Consider the following 17,372-nt stretch of genomic DNA (forward strand, 5'->3'; position numbering starts at 1 on the left):
GGATCAACCATGACCACACCAACCGCCCTCACCGCCATCCACCGCGCAGCCCTCAACCTGGTCACCGAGGCTCAGCGCTGCGGCGTGGTGGTCACCATCGAGACCACGCCCCACCAGCCCCTTGCCATGGGCAACCACGACATGAGCGTGTCGGTGCGCGAAGCCCGCCGCCCGCCCCCGTTCGCGGCCGACTACAGCGCCCGCCTGGGCACCGAGCTGCTCGACATCGTCGCAACCGCCCGGGCCCAGGCCAAACGCATCATCGGGGGAACCGGCACCCTGAGCGACCGCACCCAAGATCGGCGCGACCTGCCCGAAACCCTGCTAGTGATCCACCACGCCGTGCAGCACGGGCTTGTGTCGCTCACAGATTCCAGCTCCACCGACTACGCCCACGAGCTGCAGGCCCTGCGCAAGAAGGTGGCCACGTATGAAGCACGCGACGCACTGGGATGGCTCCCGCCGTCAGCACTCGCCACCATAGAGCAGGCCCTCCGCGACTATTACTTCGCCCTTGACTCCCGGCAGCACGGCGGTGTGGCAGCTGATCTGGCGCTGAACACCATCTCCCAAGCCATGGGCATGCGCTGGAAGCAGGGAGAGGAAGCAGCCAGGCGCGCGGCCCAGCTCGAACAACAGGACAAGGCGGCATGACCACCGACTGGTACACCGCCGACAAGGCCTATCAGGCCCACCACAGCCAGTGCAACACCTGCAGGGCTGCAGGCGCCCGCCCCGGCCAGCTGCAGCGCTGCCCCACCGGGCAGGCGCTGTGGGACACCTATAACCAGGCGGGCACACCGCCGCACCTGCTGTCACCAGCCGCACGGAAAGGCCCAGCACCATGATCGGAACCACCCCCGTGGCCGAAGGCCACACCCTCACCATCGAGCAGGCCGCCGAAGTCCTGCAGTGCGACACCGACACCGCAGCGGTGCGGTTCAACAGCGGCGAGCTGCCGGGCGTCAAGTTTGGCCGCCGCTGGGTCATCCCCGCACCGGCGTTCTACCGCCGCCTGAATGAGCTGGCACTGGAGGAGGCCGAGCGCCGCCGCACCGAGCTGGCGAAGGATCGAGCGGCCGCAGCCGCAAGAGCCTCAGCCCCGCAGGTCATCGTGGTCAAAGCACAGTCGCCACAGCGTGGCCGCCGACGCCAGCCCCTGCCCACGCTACCGGCGCTGCCGGTGGGCGTGTAACTACCAAATGCGCGCCGCCAGATCTTCCGCTCGGAAGCTGGCGTAGCGCGCCCCCATGCGGCTGCCAGGCGCCCAGCCCATGATTCGGTCGATTTCCGCTTCACGGAACACCCAGGCGCCAGTCTTGGGGTCGCGCAGCTCATACCACCGGCAGGTGGCTTCGTGCCGCAGATCGTGCTCGGTCAGGCCCTCGCACTTCGCGTAGTTGAAGATCCGCTCAAACTGCGTGGACAGCCGGGACGAAACCCGGTCCATTTCCGCATTCGTACGCTCACCACTCCACCAGGGGAAGATCAGCCCCTCCGGGTCCGCTGGCAGCGTGGCCAGGTAGTCCTGCAGCACCTGGTGCAGCTCGCGCCGCATGGGCACATCCCTGAACTTCACCTTGCCTCGCCACTGCTTGCCTGATCGCACACGTATGGACCGGCGCTCCAAGTCCACCTGGCCACGCGTCAACGTGTAGGCCTCACGCAGCCGCATACCCGTGTTGTAGATCAGCAGGAACAGCACGCGCAGTGCCGCCTGGTGGCGCAGTTCCAGCGGCCGCTCGCGGTCATCGCGTTTCTGGCCATCGATCACGGCCAGGATCTGATCCAGCTCGCCAGGCTGCAGGCGGCGGTCGCGCACCACATCCTCCTTCACCACCTTGATTTTTTCGTCTGGCTTGGCGTTTTCGGCCATCTTGGCCAGCACCTCGGCATCGCGCTCGCTGTAGCTGGCGGCGCCTCGGGGCAGCAGCTTCAGCGGGTTGCCCACCAGCGCATCCGGGTGCTTACGCAGCCACCAGTCCAGCGCCCTGGACAGCGAGCCCACACGCTTGCGAATCGTGCCTGGCGCGAAGTTGCGCTCGATCTTGAGCGACTGCACCCAGGACTCTGCCCACTGGTAGGTCACGTGGTTGATCTTCACATCCCCCACCTCGCCCACCAGCAGCTCCAGCACCGGCACATCGGTGCTAGCCGGGTGGCCCGAGTTGATCCAGGCCGTCAGCACAAAGCGTAGCTTTTCCTGCGGTGTGGTGGCCTGGGGGGTTAGCAGGTCCGCAGGCACCACGCCAGCGGCCAGCAGAAGATCAAGCTGCTCACCGAAGGCAAGCGCCTCGGCTTCAACGTCAAAGGTCCGGTAAAAGGGTTTGGGCAACAGCTTGTTGCGCACGCACAGCTCATAACGCCCCGTGGGGGTCTTCCTCACACTTGCCACAGCTCCACCCGCGTCAGTTTGATTGGCCGCGAGTGTACTGGCGTGCTCGGACAAAACGAGACTTAATGCGTGGTTCTCCCGCAGATCGTGCGCGGTTGAGAACGATTTGGAGCGATTCCAGAGCCGGAAAACAAAAACGGACCGCTGGGGTCCGTTCGTAAGTCGTTGATTCGACTGGCTTTTTTTGGAGGCGCGGTCCGGAGTCGAACCGGACTAACCGGATTTGCAATCCGGGGCATAACCGCTTTGCTACCGCGCCAGGAATTCACATTCCCCTGACAAAAAAGGGAAGCATTTGCTTCCCTTTTTGTGGAAATTGGAGCGGGAAAAGAGTCTCGAACTCTCGACCTCAACCTTGGCAAGGTTGCGCTCTACCAACTGAGCTATTCCCGCATTTACCGAAGCCTTACATTGTACAACGTTTGCTGCGATGGAGTGAATTGTAGCGCATTTTTTGGGGCTCCCCAAAAAATTTTGCGTCAATGTTTCAAGCCATCCGCAGCAGCCGACGACACGGCCGCTTTTTCGGCCGACGCCGGCGCAACCACGGCCACTTCCTCGTCCGTCAGCGGCACGGGTTTGCTTTCCAGTGCGACCTCCAGCACCTTATCGATCCAACGCACCGGAACGATTTCCAGCCCGCTCTTCACGTTGTCAGGGATCTCCTGCAGATCCTTCACATTTTCCTCAGGGATCAACACGGTCTTGATGCCGCCACGCAAAGCAGCCAACAGCTTTTCCTTGAGCCCCCCGATGGCGGTGACTTCACCGCGCAGCGTGATTTCACCCGTCATCGCCACATCGCCGCGCACAGGGATGCCCGTGAGCGCCGACACAAACGCGGTGGTCATCGCAGCACCCGCACTCGGGCCGTCCTTGGGCGTGGCACCGTCTGGCACGTGGATGTGGATGTCGCGCTTTTCGAAGGCTTCGTCCTTGATGCCCAGAATACGCGCGCGGCTGCGCACCACCGTACGCGCCGCCTCCACGGATTCCTTCATCACATCGCCCAGCGAACCCGTGCGCGTGATCACCCCCTTGCCAGGCATGATGGCCGCTTCGATGGTCAGCAGGTCGCCACCCACTTCGGTCCATGCCAGGCCCACCACCTGGCCCACCTGGTTCTGCAGCTCGGCACGGCCGTAGGTGTACTTGCGCACGCCCAGAAAGTCGGGAAGGTTGTCGGCCGTCACCACCACCTGGGGTTCCAGCTTCTTGAGCTGCAGGCCCTTGACCACCTTGCGGCAGATCTTGGACAGCTCGCGCTCCAGCGAGCGCACACCCGCTTCGCGCGTGTAGTAACGCACCATGTCACGCACAGCAGGCTCGGTGATGAGCAGTTCTTCGTCCTTCACGCCATTGTTCTTGAGCTGCTTGGGCAGCAGGTACTTCATGGCGATGCTGGTCTTCTCGTCTTCGGTGTAGCCCGACAGGCGAATCACTTCCATCCGGTCCAGCAGCGCTGGCGGAATGTTCATCGAGTTCGATGTGGCGACGAACATCACATCGCTCAGATCGAAGTCCACCTCGACATAGTGATCACCAAACGTGTGGTTTTGCTCGGGGTCTAGCACCTCCAGCAGCGCGCTGGACGGATCGCCACGGAAATCCGTGCCCAACTTATCGATCTCATCAAGCAGGAACAGCGGATTGCGCGTGCCCACCTTCGACAGGCTCTGCAGCACCTTACCCGGCAGCGCGCCGATGTAGGTGCGGCGGTGCCCCCGGATCTCGGCTTCGTCGCGCATGCCGCCCAGGGCCATGCGCACATACTTGCGGCCGGTGGCCTTGGCGATGGACTGACCCAGCGAGGTCTTGCCCACGCCCGGGGGACCCACCAGGCACAGGATGGGCGCCTTCACCTTGTCCACGCGCTGCTGCACTGCAAGGTATTCAAGGATGCGGTCCTTGACCTTGTCGAGGCCGTAATGGTCTTCGTTGAGCACGCCCTCGGCATTCACCAGGTCATGCTTGATCTTGGTCTTCTTGCTCCAGGGCAGCGCCGTGAGCACGTCGATGTAGTTGCGCACCACCGTCGCCTCGGCCGACATGGGCGACATCAGCTTGAGCTTCTTGAGCTCGGCATCGGCCTTCTTGCGCGCTTCGGCGGGCATCTTCGCAAGCTTGATCTTTTTCTCGATCTCCTCGATGTCGGCGCCTTCGTCGCCTTCGCCAAGTTCCTTCTGGATGGCCTTGACCTGCTCGTTCAGATAGAAGTCGCGCTGGTTCTTCTCCATCTGGCGCTTCACACGGCCGCGGATCTTCTTGTCCACGTTGAGGATGTCCACCTCGCGGTCGAGTTGCTCGAACAGGTTTTCGAGGCGCGCCTTCACATCCGACAGGTCCAGCACCACCTGCTTGTTTTCGAGCTTGAGCGGCAGGTGGGCGGCGATGGTGTCGGCCAGGCGGCCCGGATCATCGATGCTGGAGATCGAGGTCAGGATCTCGGGCGGAATCTTCTTGTTGAGTTTGACGTACTGGTCAAACTGCTGCATCACGGCACGGCGCAGGGCCTCGATCTCACTGGGCTTGTTGGCCTCGGGCGTGGCCTCGACCGGTGTAACAGTCGCCATGAAATGCGTTTCGGTGTCCTCGATGGAGGCCACCAGCGCGCGCTGCTGCCCCTCGACCAGCACCTTCACCGTGCCGTCGGGCAGCTTGAGCATCTGCAGGATGGTGGAGACACAGCCGACGTCGAACATGTCCGACACCGAGGGCTCATCCTTGGCTGCCGCTTTCTGGGCCACCAGCATGATGCGGCGATCCGCCTCCATGGCCATTTCAAGGGCCTTGATGCTCTTGGGGCGGCCCACGAAAAGCGGAATCACCATGTGGGGAAACACCACCACATCGCGCAATGGCAACAGGGGCAGGTCAATGGGGGTGGCTGGCAGGGGGGTATGTCCGGACATGGAAATCCTCAAAGTGCTCTGTGGAAGTGGTTCCACATGTGGGGATTTTCAACCCTTGCGCGCAGCCGTACTGGCGCAAGGGTTGATGGTTCAGGGGGCGACAACAGGGCGCCCGCTCCGGTCATTCAGAAGGTGCGAATGAGCCCGGCGTGACCGAGCGGGTCGCACAAACGTGCCCCACCAAGGCGTAAAGCGCAGCCATAGCTTGGGCTATGGCGAGCATTTGCAACGCAGAGGGGGCGCGTTTTTGCGGGACGAGCGGACATGGCGGGTTCGTTCACACCTTCTCAGGCCTTCTTGGCCGCTTCGCGGTAAACGAGCAGCGGCGGCTTGTTTTCTTCGATGGTGGATTCGTCCACCACCACCTTTTCGACGTTGCTGGTATTGGGCAGGTCGAACATCGTGCCGATCAGCGATTGCTCCAGGATGGAACGCAGCCCCCGGGCACCGGTCTTGCGAGCCAGGGCCTTGCGGGCAATGGCCTTCAGGGCCGCAGGGCGGATCTCCAGATCCACACCTTCCATCGACAACAGCTTGCTGTATTGCTTGACGAGCGCGTTCTTGGGCTCGGTCAGGATCTGCACCAGGGCGTCCTCGCTCAGTTCGGCCAGCGCCGTCACCACGGGCATGCGGCCCACCAGTTCGGGGATGAGGCCGAACTTGATCAGATCCTCGGGTTCAATCTCGGTGAACACTTCGGTCAGCGAGCGCTGCTTCTTGCTCTTGACCGATGCACCAAAGCCGATGCCCGACGCTTCGGTACGGTTCTCGATGACCTTTTCCAGGCCCGCAAACGCACCGCCGCAAATGAACAGGATGTTGGTCGTATCGATCTGCAAAAAGTCCTGGTTCGGGTGCTTGCGCCCACCCTGGGGTGGCACGCTGGCCATGGTGCCTTCGATGAGCTTGAGCAGCGCCTGCTGCACGCCCTCGCCGGACACGTCGCGCGTGATGCTCGGGTTGTCGGACTTGCGCGAGATCTTGTCGATCTCGTCGATGTAGACAATGCCGCGCTGGGCGCGCTCGACTTCGTAGTTGCAGCTTTGCAGCAGCTTCTGGACGATGTTCTCCACGTCCTCGCCCACGTAGCCCGCCTCCGTCAGCGTGGTGGCATCGGCCATCACGAAGGGCACGTCCAGCATGCGCGCCAGGGTCTGGGCCAACAGCGTCTTGCCCGAGCCCGTGGGGCCGATCAGCAGGATGTTGCTCTTGGACAGCTCCACGTCGTCCTTGTGGGCCTTGTCCTTGTGGCGCAAGCGCTTGTAGTGGTTGTACACCGCCACCGCCAGCGTGCGCTTGGCCACTTCCTGGCCAATCACGTAGTTGTCGAGGTTGGTCTTGATCTCCACCGGCGTGGGCAGGTCGCTGCGGCCTTCGCGGGCCAGATCTCCGGCCGGAAGCTCGTCACGAATGATCTCGTTGCACAGGTCAATGCACTCGTCGCAGATAAAGACCGACGGGCCAGCGATCAGCTTCTTCACTTCGTGCTGGCTTTTGCCGCAAAAAGAGCAGTAGAGGGTTTTTTCGCTGGAAGAGCCTTTTTTCTCGGCCATGGGGGCAATGCCTTGTTACGTACGGAAAGTTGTCGGGATGATAACCAAATAAAAAACGGCGTCTTCCCCGAGGGAAAACGCCGCTGTGTGAGCCTCTGGCGATCAGGAGCGCTTGCTGATCACCTGGTCCACCAGGCCGTATTCCTTGGCCTCATCCGCCGACAGGAAGTAGTCACGTTCGGTGTCGCGCTGGATCTTCTCCAGCGATTGGCCCGTGCGCTCAGCCAGGATGTTGTTGAGTTGCTCGCGGGTCTTCAGGATTTCGCGCGCGTGGATCTCGATCTCGGTGGCCTGGCCTTGCATGCCGCCCAGGGGCTGGTGGATCATGACCTTGGAGTTGGGCAGCGCAAAACGCTTGCCCTTGGCGCCAGCCGCCAGCAGGAAGGCGCCCATGCTGGCCGCCATGCCCGTACACAGCGTCGAGACATCGGGCTTGATGAAGTTCATGGTGTCAAAAATCGCCATGCCCGCGCTCACCGAACCGCCGGGAGAGTTGATGTAGAACGAAATGTCCTTGTCGGGGTTTTCGCTCTCCAGAAACAGCAGCTGCGCCACCACCAGATTGGCGGTCTGGTCGTTGACCGGCCCGACCAGGAAAATCACGCGCTCCTTGAGCAGGCGCGAGTAGATGTCATAGGACCGTTCGCCACGGCCCGACTGCTCGATGACCATGGGGACCATGCCCAGGCCTTGTGTTTCCAATGCACTCATGTTTTCTCCAGTCAAGCAGGTACTGTACCCAGAAATGAATTGGGGCTTGTGCACAAAAGCACAAGCCCCCTGGTGTGGCAGTTCGATCACCGAACCAGCAGCCACGCCGCCAGCCGGTGAGGCCAGGGCCTATCAGCCCTGCTGCTGCGCCATCAGGTCGTCGAACGAGACAGCCTTCTCGACCACCTTGGCCTTGCTCAGCACGAATTCAGTCACGTTGTTTTCAATCACAACGGCTTCGACTTCGGCCAGACGCTGACGGTCGCCGAAGTACCAGCGCACCACGTCTTCAGGCTTCTCGTAGCTGGCGGCCAGCTCGTCGATGTGGGCCTTGAGCTGCTCGGGCTTAGCCTGCAGTTCGTTGGCACGCACCAGTTCGGCCAGCACCAGGCCCAGACGCACGCGGCGCTCGGCCTGGGGACGGAACACGTCTTCAGGGATTTCAGCCTTGTCGGCGTCCTTGATGCCGCGTTGCTTCAGCTCGGCACGGGCGCCTTCCAGCAGGCGGGCAATTTCAGCCTGGATGCTGGCGTTGGGCAGGTCCAGCTCGGCCTTGGCCACCAGGGCGTCCATCACGGCTTGCTTGTTGCGGGCCAGCAGACGGAACTTGACTTCACGCTCCAGGTTCTTCTTGATGTCGGCGCGCAGGCCATCCACAGAACCGTCGGCGATGCCCAGCGACTTGGCCAGGGCGTCGTTCACTTCGGGAAGGTGGGCGGCTTCGATCTTCTTCACGGTCACGAGGAAGTCGGCGGTCTTGCCAGCCACGTCCTTGCCATGGTATTCGGCAGGGAACGCCAGAGGGAAGGTCTTACTTTCGCCCGACTTCATGCCGCGCACTGCGTCTTCGAATTCCTTGAGCATCTGGCCTTCGCCGACCAGGAACTGGAAGTCTTCGGCCTTGCCGCCGTCAAAGGGTTCACCGTCGATCTTGCCTTCGAAGTCCACGGTCACGCGGTCGCTGTCTTGCGCAGCGGCGTCGATGGCACGCTGGGCAAAGCTGCGGCGCTGCTTGCGCAGGATGTCGATGGTCTTGTCGATGGCGGAGTCGGTCACTTCGGACGACAGCTTCTCAACTTCGGCGTCCGACAGGTCGGCGATCTTGACTTCAGGGAACACTTCGAAGATGGCGTCGAACGTGACCTGGCCTTCAGGAGCGCCTTCCTTTTCGGTGATGCGGGGCTGGCCGGCAACACGCAGGTTGGCTTCGTTGGCAGCCACGGCAAAGGCTTCACCGACCTTGTCGTTGAGCACTTCGTACTGCACCGAGTAGCCATAACGCTGGGCCACCACGTTCATGGGGACCTTGCCTGGACGGAAGCCGTCCATCTTCACGGTGCGAGCCAGGCGCTTGAGGCGCGTATCGACTTCGGACTGGATCAGGGTGACGGGCACGCTCAGCGTGATCTTGCGCTCGAGCTTCTCAAGGGTTTCAACAGTAACGGCCATGGCTATTCCTCTTATGAATGTGGATCGTGCTGGCTGCAGCGCAGCAGCGCCGTGTTCCGCAAAGTCTCACATGGGTGGTGCGCGGGGGGGGACTCGAACCCCCACACCATTGCTGGCGTCAGGACCTAAACCTGGTGCGTCTACCAATTTCGCCACCCGCGCGGTTCTACAACAAACAAACAGGCGGCAACCTCAGCTGCCGCCTGCGTGAAATCGGTCAACCTTCTATTTTACCCTGATGCGGGCTGGGTGGGAATCAAACCCCTCCAAGAACCTCCGGCGCGGGCCGTTTGACCCGGAACCAGGCGGCATACATCGCGGGCAGCGCCAGCAGCGTGAGCACCGTGGCCACGATGAGCCCGCCCATAATGGCCACGGCCATCGGGCCCCAGAACACACTGCGCGACAGCGGGATCATGGCCAGCACCGCCGCTGCAGCCGTGAGCACGATGGGGCGCAGGCGGCGCACGGCCGATTCCACGATCGCATCCCAGGCCGGCACGCCGCGCGCACGGTCCTGCTCGATCTGGTCGATCAGGATCACGGAGTTGCGCTGGATCATGCCCATGAGCGCAATCACGCCAAGCAACGCCACAAACCCGAAGGGCCGGTTCAGCACCAGCAGCGCCGCCGCTACACCCGCCAGGCCCAGCGGCCCGGTCAGGAAGACGAGCATCGCGCGGCTGAAGCTGTGCAACTGCAGCATCAGCAGCGTGAAAGTGAGGAAGAGCATCACCGGGATACCCGCCGCAATCGACGCCGAGCCCTTGGAGCTTTCCTCAACGGCCCCCGCCACCTCGATGCGGTACGCCCCTTGGCCCGATGCACGCCATTTCGCCTCAATATCCTTGAGCGCAGGCTGCAGTGCAGCCGTCACCGTTGCGCCCTGCAGGCCCTCGGTCACATCGCCCTGCACGGTGATCGCGTAGTCGCGGTTTTCGCGCCACATCACGCCAGGCTCCCACGTGAACACGGGTTTGGCGATCTGCGTGAGCGGGATCGACTTGCCCGAGGCCGTGGGCAGGTAGGCATTGGCGATGTCGGTGATGGCATTGCGCTCATCCAGCGGCTGGCGCAGCAGGATGTCGATGAGCTTGTCGCCCTCGCGGAACTGCCCCACCTGCGTGCCCGACAGGATGGTCTTGGACGCCTGGGCAATCGACTGGCTGGTGACGCCCAGTGCGCGCGCCTTGGCCTGGTCCACCTCCAGGCGCAGCACCTTCACGGACTCGTTCCAGTTGTCATTCACGCCGCGCATGTCGGGGTTCTGGCGCAACTGGGCCTTGACCTCGTCGGCACGCTCACGCAGCACCAGTGGGTCCGGCCCCACCACGCGGAACTGCACGGGGTACGGCACCGGTGGCCCGTTGGGCAGCAGCTTGACGCGGCCGCGCACCTCGGGGAACTCCTCGGCCAGCAAGCCGGGCAACTTCACGCGCAGCGATTCGCGCAGCTTCAGGTCCTGCGGCAACACGATGAACTGCGACACGTTGCTTTGCGGGAACACCTGGTCCAGCGGCAAATAGAAACGCGGCACACCCGAGCCCACCCACGTGCTCACGGCCGTCACACCGGGCTCGGCCAGCAGACGCTGCTCCACGCGCTTGGTGACTTCTTCGTTGCCCGCAAACGAGGTGCCCTCTGGGAACCAGATGTCCACCAGGATTTCAGGCCGGCTCGAATCCGGGAAGAACTGCTGCTGCACCTTGCCCATGCCCACAATGCCCAGCGCAAAGGTGAGGATGGTGGCGCCAATGGTGAGCCAGCGGTGCTGCACGCACCAGTCCACCAGACGGCGGAAGGTGCGGTAGAACGGGCTGTCGAACACCTCGTGCGGGTCGTCCGTCACGCCCTTGTTGGCCTGGGCCGCCAGCACATGCGGCGGCACCTTGAGCAGCAGCGTGCCCAGGTACGGCACGAAGTACACCGACACGATCCAGCTGAGCACCAGCGCGATCACCGTCACGGCAAAAATCGCAAAGGTGTACTCACCCGTGGTGGACTTGGCCAGGCCAATGGGCAAGAACCCGGCTGCCGTGATCAGCGTGCCCGTAAGCATGGGCATGGCCGTAAGTTCATAGGCAAAGGTGGCGGCGCGCACCTTGTCGTAGCCCTCTTCGAGTTTGAGCACCATCATCTCCACGGCAATGATGGCGTCGTCCACCAGCAGGCCCAGCGCGATGATGAGCGAGCCCAGCGAGATCTTGTGCAGGCCGATGCCCCAGTACCACATGGCCAGGAAGGTCACGGCCAGCACCATGGGGATGGTGATGCCCACCACCAGGCCGGGGCGCGGGTCGATGTACCAGCGCTTCCACAGCGGGTTCTTGCCCGGCCGCTTGTGAAAGCCCAGGCTGATGAAGCTCACCGCCAACACGATGACCACGGCCTCGATCAGCACCTTCACAAACTCGTTCACCGAGGTGGACACGGCCTTGGGCTGGTCCTGCACATTGACGAGCTTCACGCCCGCTGGCAGCGTGCCGCCGATGCGGTCGGTGGCCGTGTGCAGCGCCTTGCCCAGCGCAATGATGTCGCCGCCTTTGGCCATGGACACGCCCAGCGCAATCACCTCACGGCCCTGGTGGCGCACCTTCACGGTGGCCGGGTCCACATAGCCGCGCTTGACTTCGGCAATATCGCCCAGGCGCAGCTGCGCCCCCGAGGGGCCCCGGATCGGCATGGCCGCCAGGTCTTCCACGGCGTTGAACTGGCCTTGCACGCGCACCTGCACCTGGTCTTGCGGCGTCTGGATGGCACCTGCGCTCTCCACAGCGTTCTGCTGGCCCAGCTGGGCCAGCACCTGGTTCATGTCCAGGCCCAACTGCGACAGGCGCTTTTGCGAGATTTCGATGAAGAGCTTTTCGTCCTGCACGCCAAACAGCTCGACCTTGGCCACATCGGGCACGCGCAGCAGCTGCTGGCGTGCGTCGTCGGCAAACTGCTTGAGTTCGGCGTAGCTGAAGCCTTCGGACTCCAGCGCATAGATCACGCCATACACATCGCCAAAGTCGTCATTGAAGAACGGCCCCTGGATGCCTTGCGGCAGGGTGTAGCGCATGTCGCCCACCTTCTTGCGCACGGTGTACCAGACGTTGGCCACATCGCCGGGCTTGGACGAGTCCTTGATCTGGAAAATGATCTGCGACTCGCCGGGCTTGGAATAGCTGCGGATCTTGTCGGCGTAAGGCACCTCCTGCAGCGTGCGCTCGATCTTGTCGGTGACCTGCTCGGCCACCTGCTGGGCCGTGGCGCCGGGCCAGTAGGTGCGCACCACCATCGCGCGGAAGGTGAAGGGCGGGTCTTCGTCCTGCCCCAGCTGGAAATAGGCCGCAAAGCCCAGCAGCATCAGCACCACCATGAGGTAGCGGGTGAGCGCCGGGTGGTCGAGCGCCCATTTGGAGAGGTTGAACCCCTCTTTGGGTTGTTGTTGTGACATGCGTGGCCCTTAGTTGGCAGCCGAGGCTGGTTTTGCTACCAATTCAGGAGCTACTTTCGCTTTACCAGCAGGCGCAGAGGCCGTTTTTGGCTGATAAACCATCACCTTCTGCCCGGGCGAGAGCACATGCACGCCCGTCGCCACCACCTGCATGCCGGGCGTGAGGCCCGCTGCCACCACGGCTTCGTTGCCGTCGGCCGTGGCAATCTGCACAGGCTGCGACTTCACTGTGCTGCTGGCGGGGTCGTACACCCACACGGCGGTGGCCTGGCCCTCCTGGCGCAGCGCGCTGGTGGGCAGCTTGATGGCCGGAATGCCCGCATGGCTCAGCGCCTTGGGCGTGACGTACACCGTGGCGCCCAGCGCAGGGGCTTCTGCGCTGTCGATGGCCACCTTCACCTGGTAGGTGCGCGTGGCAACATCGGCGCTGGCAGCCACCTCGCGCACGCGACCCGCCAGCGTGGCGCCGCCGGACCAGCCGCGCACCGCCACTTCCGAATCCGGCGCAATCTGCGCCACCTTGTCCTCGGGCACGGCAAACACCACATCGCGCGGACCATCCTGTGCAATGCGCACCACGGGCGCGCCCGCTGCCACCACCTGGCCGGGCTCGGCGTCAATGCCCGTGACCACGCCCGACACATCGGCCACCAGCGTGGTGTAGGCCGCCTGGTTGCCCTGCGACGAGAGCTGCGCACGCGCCTGGTCCAGCGTAGCCTGCGCGGCTTTCAGCGTGGCTTCGCGGCGCTCCAGCTCGGCGCCGCTGATGAAGTTCTGGTCTTTCAGGGTCTGGTAACGCTTGAGGTCCGCCGCCGCCAGGTCACGCTGCGTGGTGGCAGATGCCAGCTGCGCACGCGCTGCGTCGGTCGCGAGCTGGTAGTCCTTCGGGTCCAGCTGCGCAAGCACCTGGCCCGCCTTCACATGCTGGCCCAGCTCGGCCTGGCGCTTGACGATCTTGCCTGCCACCCGAAAGCCCAGGCGCGACTCGACCCGCGCTCGCACCTCGCCCGAATACTCCAGACTGGACTGCAGCGCGCCCACCCCCACCGTGAGCAGCTTGACGGAGCGCACAGGCTCCTCGGGCGGCGCGGGGCGCGAACAGGCGGCCAGCAAAGAAGCGGTGGCCAGCACCAGCAAGAACCGGGAGTGCCGTTGGAGGGGCCGCAAAGCGGAGGGTGTGCGCATGGGAAATCCGGTGAAAAAAAGGGCCACAAGGAAAGAGCGACGGAACCGCACGCACAGCACAGGCCTTGCGACCTGCGCTGCAACGGGGCGGGGGCCAGCCTCCTTGTCCCTGAATGGAATGGCTTTTTGATTACTGACTGACCGGTTAGTAATCTATGAGAAGCGCCCCCACCTTGTCAAGCGACAATCCGGGGTGTGAACGACCGCTCCAGCCCTCCCCCCTCGGCAGCTTCCCCTGCAGCCCCCCATGCAGCCGCCCCCGCAGCCACGGCTGCCATGGCCACCGCCGCGCCTGCACCCGCCGCAGCCCTGGCCGCGCCCGTGACGCACTACGAGAATTTCCCCGTGGCGTCCCTGCTGTGCCCGCCCCACCTGCGCCAGCCGATTGCCGCCATCTACGCCTTTGCCCGCACGGCCGACGACATCGCCGATGAAGGCGATGCCACACCCGCCGCCCGCCTGGCCGACCTGGCCGCCTACCTGGCCGACCTGCACGCGATTGCGCAGGGGCAGGCACCCTCGCCCCGCTGGGCGGATGTGTTCCTGCCGCTGCAAGGCGTGGTGCGCAGCCACCGTTTGCCGGTGCCGCTGCTCGAAGACCTGCTCAGCGCCTTCGCCCAGGATGTGGAAAAAACCCGCGATGCCGAAGGCTACGCCGACCGCGCTGAGCTGCTGGACTACTGCCGCCGCTCGGCCAACCCCGTGGGGCGCCTGCTGCTGCACCTGTATGGCGTGCACGACGCGCAGGCGCTGCAGCAAAGCGACGCGATCTGCACCGCACTGCAGCTCATCAACTTCTGGCAGGACCTGTCGGTGGACATCCCCCGCCACCGCCACTACCTGCCGCGCGCCGACTGCGCTGCCCATGGCGCCTGTCAGGCCGAACTGCTGGCCCTGCAAAGCACGCGCGAGAACGCACGCCTGATCGCCGATTGCGCCGACTGGGCTCGCACCACCATGGAGAGCGGCGCGCCCCTGGTGCACCGCCTGCCCGGCCGCGCGGGCTGGGAGCTGCGCCTGGTGGTGCAGGGCGGCCTGCGCATCCTCGACAAGGTCGAGGCCCTCAAGGGCGGCAGCCTGCACACCCGCCCGCGCCTGCACGCCTGGGACTGGCTAGTGATGCTGGGCCGCGCACTGGTGATGTAAGAAGAAAGATTCATGGGCCACAAGGCGCGCTGACATCGGCGCGCGCTCTGGCTGTGAACTTGAGGCAAAAATGGGCCTCTCCGCGCATCCATATTGCCTTAAAAGCTATCAATTTGTGAGCAATTGACTGTCTGCGCCGGATAGCGGGCAGCAGGCTGGCCACGGGCGGGGCAGGGATAGCGCGCATGGCGTCCTCTTTACAGCGCGCTAGTCTTGCGCCCCATGCGGCCAGCCGCCCGGGTCTTACCAGTTCCGGAACACAACAACAAAGACAACAATGTCCGCAAGCCAGTACCCGTGGCTTGCCAGGAGGGCCTTCCGTTGACTGCCAGACATCTCTTCAAGACCCTGCAGTGGGGGCTCATCCTTTTCTGCCTGGTGTTTTCCATCGTCGGGGGCGTGGCCGCAGAGCGGGTGCTGGATGTGCTCGCATGCCAGCCCCACACCAACCCGGCGCTGAGCACCTGCTCATCCCTCACCAACCCCATCGCGCTGCGGCTGGCCCCGTTTCTGTCGGCCGGCAGCATCGTGGACTACCCCTTTGTGCTGCTGCGCAACTTCTGGGCGCTGCTGCTGGTGTGGGGGCTGGCGCTGTATGCCGCGCGCTGGGCGGACCGCAACCCCACCGCCGCGGCGGCCCTGCTGCCTCGCCCGGGCCGCGCCCACCCGGCAGATGTGCTGCGCTGGAGCGTGGGCGGCCTGTTCTGGCTGTTGCTGGCGGGCTTCATCATGTTCATCTTTGCGCTGGGCCTGCCCATCGTGGGCAACCAGACCGCGCGCACCATCCTCGAAAGCCTGGGCTGCTCGCCCGGCACCTTTGACCCCTTCTCATCGCCCTGCATGAGAGCCCCCGGATTCTGGACACCCCGCCTCTCCCTGTACGTCCTCCCCCTCGCAGGCCCCCTGCTGGCGCCCGTGTGGCTGGTCATGGGGTTCTGGGATGTCCTGCTGGGCTGGCTGGCACTGATCGTGGCCACCTACGCACTGAAATCGCACCTGTCGCAGCCTACCCGGCCGCCAGTCCGCCCACACCCATCGGCCAAACCACTGCGCTAAGAACCTTCACCATGTCCGTCAGCGTTTTCGACCTCTTCAAGATCGGCATCGGCCCGTCCAGCTCCCACACCGTGGGGCCCATGATTGCGGCGCGGCAGTTTGCATGCCATGTGCAGGGCACCCTGGGCCTGACCGCCGTGCACCACGTCACGGTGGAGCTTTTTGGCTCCCTGTCCGCCACGGGCGTGGGCCACGGCACCGACAAGGCCGTGCTGCTGGGCCTGGCCGGGCATGAGCCCGACCACATAGACCCCGACCAGATCCAGCCCGCCATTGCCGACATCCGCACCCGGCAAACACTGGCCCTGCTGGGCGAGCACCCGGTGCCGTTTGTCGAAAAGGAACACCTGCTGTTTCGCCGCAAAAGCCTGCCGCTGCACCCCAACGGCATGGCCTTCCATGCGTTTGACGCGCAGGGCACCGAGATCGCCACTCGCGAGTACTACTCGGTGGGCGGCGGTTTTGTGATCGATGCGGCGGGCGAGCGTGTGCTCAACAGCGCCGCCACCGCAGGGCCTGATGCGGCAGGCCATGCCCAGGGCCTGCCCCACCCCTTCCGCACCGGGGCCGAGCTGCTGGCCCAGTGCCAGGCCACGGGCCTGACCCCGGCGCAGCTCATGACCGCCAACGAGCAACACTGGCGCAGCAGCGCCGAGGTGCGCCGCCAGCTCATGGCCATCTGGAAAACCATGGCCGGGGCCGTGCAACGCGGCTGTGCCAGCACCGGCACCCTGCCCGGCCCCATGCATGTGCGCCGCCGCGCGGCCGAGCTGCACCACAAGCTGAGCAGCGCACCCGAGGCCGCGCTGCGCGACCCGCTCTCGATGCTGGACTGGGTGAACCTCTACGCCATGGCCGTCAACGAAGAAAACGCCGCTGGCGGCCGCGTGGTGACGGCGCCCACCAACGGCGCGGCGGGCGTGATCCCGGCCGTGCTGCACTACTACGTGAACTTCTTGCCCAGTGCGAACGAGGATGGGATTGCCACCTTTTTGCTCACTGCAGGCGCCATCGGCATCATCTACAAGGAAAACGCCTCGCTTTCGGGGGCCGAGGTGGGCTGCCAGGGCGAGGTGGGCGTGGCCTGCTCCATGGCGGCAGGCGCCCTGGCCGCCGTGATGGGCGGCAGCCCCGAGCAGATCGAGAACGCCGCCGAGATCGGCATGGAGCACAACCTGGGCATGACCTGCGACCCGGTGGGCGGGCTGGTGCAGATCCCCTGCATCGAGCGCAACGCCATGGGCGCCATCAAGGCCATCAACGCCGCCCGCATGGCGCTGCGCGGCGACGGCCAGCATGTGGTCTCGCTCGACAAGGTCATCAAGACCATGATGCAGACCGGCGCAGACATGAAGATCAAATACAAAGAGACTTCGCGCGGCGGCTTGGCCGTGAATGTTGTGGAATGCTGACGCACCGCAGCATGCCTGCGTGGCAACCAGGCGGCATGGGTACACAATCCGCGCTCGGCTGGGCTTCCAGCCTTCTTGCAGGGCCCGTCTCCGGGCCGTTCTCCCCCGCGCCGT

13 protein-coding genes and 3 tRNA genes are annotated in these 17,372 nt (G+C 64.3%); 6 read left to right on the forward strand and 10 right to left on the reverse strand.

Features of this window, described 5'->3' with window-relative positions:
• The first annotated feature begins 9 nt into the window (after nt 1-9).
• Genes ACSQ3O_RS18520 through ACSQ3O_RS18530 form a run of 3 tightly spaced genes read left to right on the forward strand, consistent with a single transcriptional unit; the run spans nt 10 to nt 1,195 of the window.
• A complete protein-coding gene (locus ACSQ3O_RS18520) occupies nt 10-654 on the forward strand; it encodes a hypothetical protein (RefSeq protein WP_436140005.1) in 645 nt (214 codons plus the stop codon).
• Nucleotides 651-848, forward strand: a complete 198-nt coding sequence (locus tag ACSQ3O_RS18525; RefSeq protein ID WP_436140006.1) for a hypothetical protein — start codon at nt 651-653, stop codon at nt 846-848. The genes ACSQ3O_RS18520 and ACSQ3O_RS18525 overlap by 4 nt, the downstream gene beginning before the upstream one ends.
• A complete protein-coding gene (locus ACSQ3O_RS18530) occupies nt 845-1,195 on the forward strand; it encodes a helix-turn-helix domain-containing protein (protein ID WP_436140007.1) in 351 nt (116 codons plus the stop codon). Before ACSQ3O_RS18525 ends, ACSQ3O_RS18530 begins: the two co-directional genes overlap by 4 nt.
• Here ACSQ3O_RS18530 and ACSQ3O_RS18535 read toward each other — a convergent pair whose 3' ends face one another.
• The 10 genes from ACSQ3O_RS18535 to ACSQ3O_RS18580 form a co-directional block, all read right to left on the reverse strand.
• Nucleotides 1,196-2,386: a tyrosine-type recombinase/integrase gene (locus ACSQ3O_RS18535; protein ID WP_436140008.1), complete on the reverse strand. Its 1,191-nt coding sequence runs from the start codon at nt 2,384-2,386 to the stop codon at nt 1,196-1,198. It abuts the gene before it with no gap.
• Nucleotides 2,387-2,580: 194 nt separating this feature from the next.
• Nucleotides 2,581-2,654: transfer RNA gene (locus ACSQ3O_RS18540), tRNA-Cys, on the reverse strand.
• 58 nt (nt 2,655-2,712) lie between these two features.
• Nucleotides 2,713-2,788, reverse strand: a tRNA-Gly gene (locus tag ACSQ3O_RS18545).
• An 86-nt stretch (nt 2,789-2,874) separates the two neighbouring features.
• Nucleotides 2,875-5,307 (reverse strand): endopeptidase La, encoded by a 2,433-nt coding sequence (gene lon / locus ACSQ3O_RS18550; RefSeq protein WP_436140009.1) that lies wholly within the window; start codon nt 5,305-5,307, stop codon nt 2,875-2,877.
• A 287-nt stretch (nt 5,308-5,594) separates the two neighbouring features.
• Nucleotides 5,595-6,860, reverse strand: coding sequence for an ATP-dependent Clp protease ATP-binding subunit ClpX (clpX, locus tag ACSQ3O_RS18555; protein WP_124512862.1), 1,266 nt, complete (start codon nt 6,858-6,860; stop codon nt 5,595-5,597).
• A 102-nt stretch (nt 6,861-6,962) separates the two neighbouring features.
• A complete protein-coding gene (gene clpP / locus ACSQ3O_RS18560; protein WP_063461792.1) occupies nt 6,963-7,571 on the reverse strand; it encodes an ATP-dependent Clp endopeptidase proteolytic subunit ClpP in 609 nt (202 codons plus the stop codon).
• A gap of 132 nt (nt 7,572-7,703) precedes the next feature.
• Complete coding sequence (tig, locus tag ACSQ3O_RS18565) at nt 7,704-9,020, reverse strand: trigger factor (RefSeq protein WP_137748551.1); 1,317 nt, start codon at nt 9,018-9,020, stop codon at nt 7,704-7,706.
• Nucleotides 9,021-9,095: 75 nt separating this feature from the next.
• Nucleotides 9,096-9,182 (reverse strand) — tRNA-Leu (locus tag ACSQ3O_RS18570).
• A 94-nt stretch (nt 9,183-9,276) separates the two neighbouring features.
• A complete protein-coding gene (locus tag ACSQ3O_RS18575; protein ID WP_137748552.1) occupies nt 9,277-12,459 on the reverse strand; it encodes an efflux RND transporter permease subunit in 3,183 nt (1,060 codons plus the stop codon).
• Between the two features lie 9 nt (nt 12,460-12,468).
• Nucleotides 12,469-13,644, reverse strand: a complete 1,176-nt coding sequence (locus tag ACSQ3O_RS18580; RefSeq protein WP_436140010.1) for an efflux RND transporter periplasmic adaptor subunit — start codon at nt 13,642-13,644, stop codon at nt 12,469-12,471.
• Nucleotides 13,645-13,920: 276 nt separating this feature from the next.
• On the opposite strand from ACSQ3O_RS18580, the gene hpnC reads away from it, so the two are divergent.
• The 3 genes from hpnC (at nt 13,921) to ACSQ3O_RS18595 (ending at nt 17,258) form a co-directional block, all read left to right on the forward strand.
• Complete coding sequence (gene hpnC / locus ACSQ3O_RS18585) at nt 13,921-14,790, forward strand: squalene synthase HpnC (protein WP_436141148.1); 870 nt, start codon at nt 13,921-13,923, stop codon at nt 14,788-14,790.
• Between the two features lie 321 nt (nt 14,791-15,111).
• Nucleotides 15,112-15,846, forward strand: a complete 735-nt coding sequence (locus tag ACSQ3O_RS18590) for a hypothetical protein (protein WP_436140011.1) — start codon at nt 15,112-15,114, stop codon at nt 15,844-15,846.
• 11 nt (nt 15,847-15,857) lie between these two features.
• The gene (locus ACSQ3O_RS18595; RefSeq protein WP_436140012.1) at nt 15,858-17,258 is read left to right on the forward strand and encodes an L-serine ammonia-lyase; all 1,401 of its coding nucleotides are present in this window, start codon (nt 15,858-15,860) and stop codon (nt 17,256-17,258) included.
• Nucleotides 17,259-17,372: the final 114 nt, after the last annotated feature.

Source organism: Acidovorax sp. LjRoot74 (assembly GCF_964254355.1).
Taxonomy (GTDB): domain Bacteria; phylum Pseudomonadota; class Gammaproteobacteria; order Burkholderiales; family Burkholderiaceae_C; genus Acidovorax.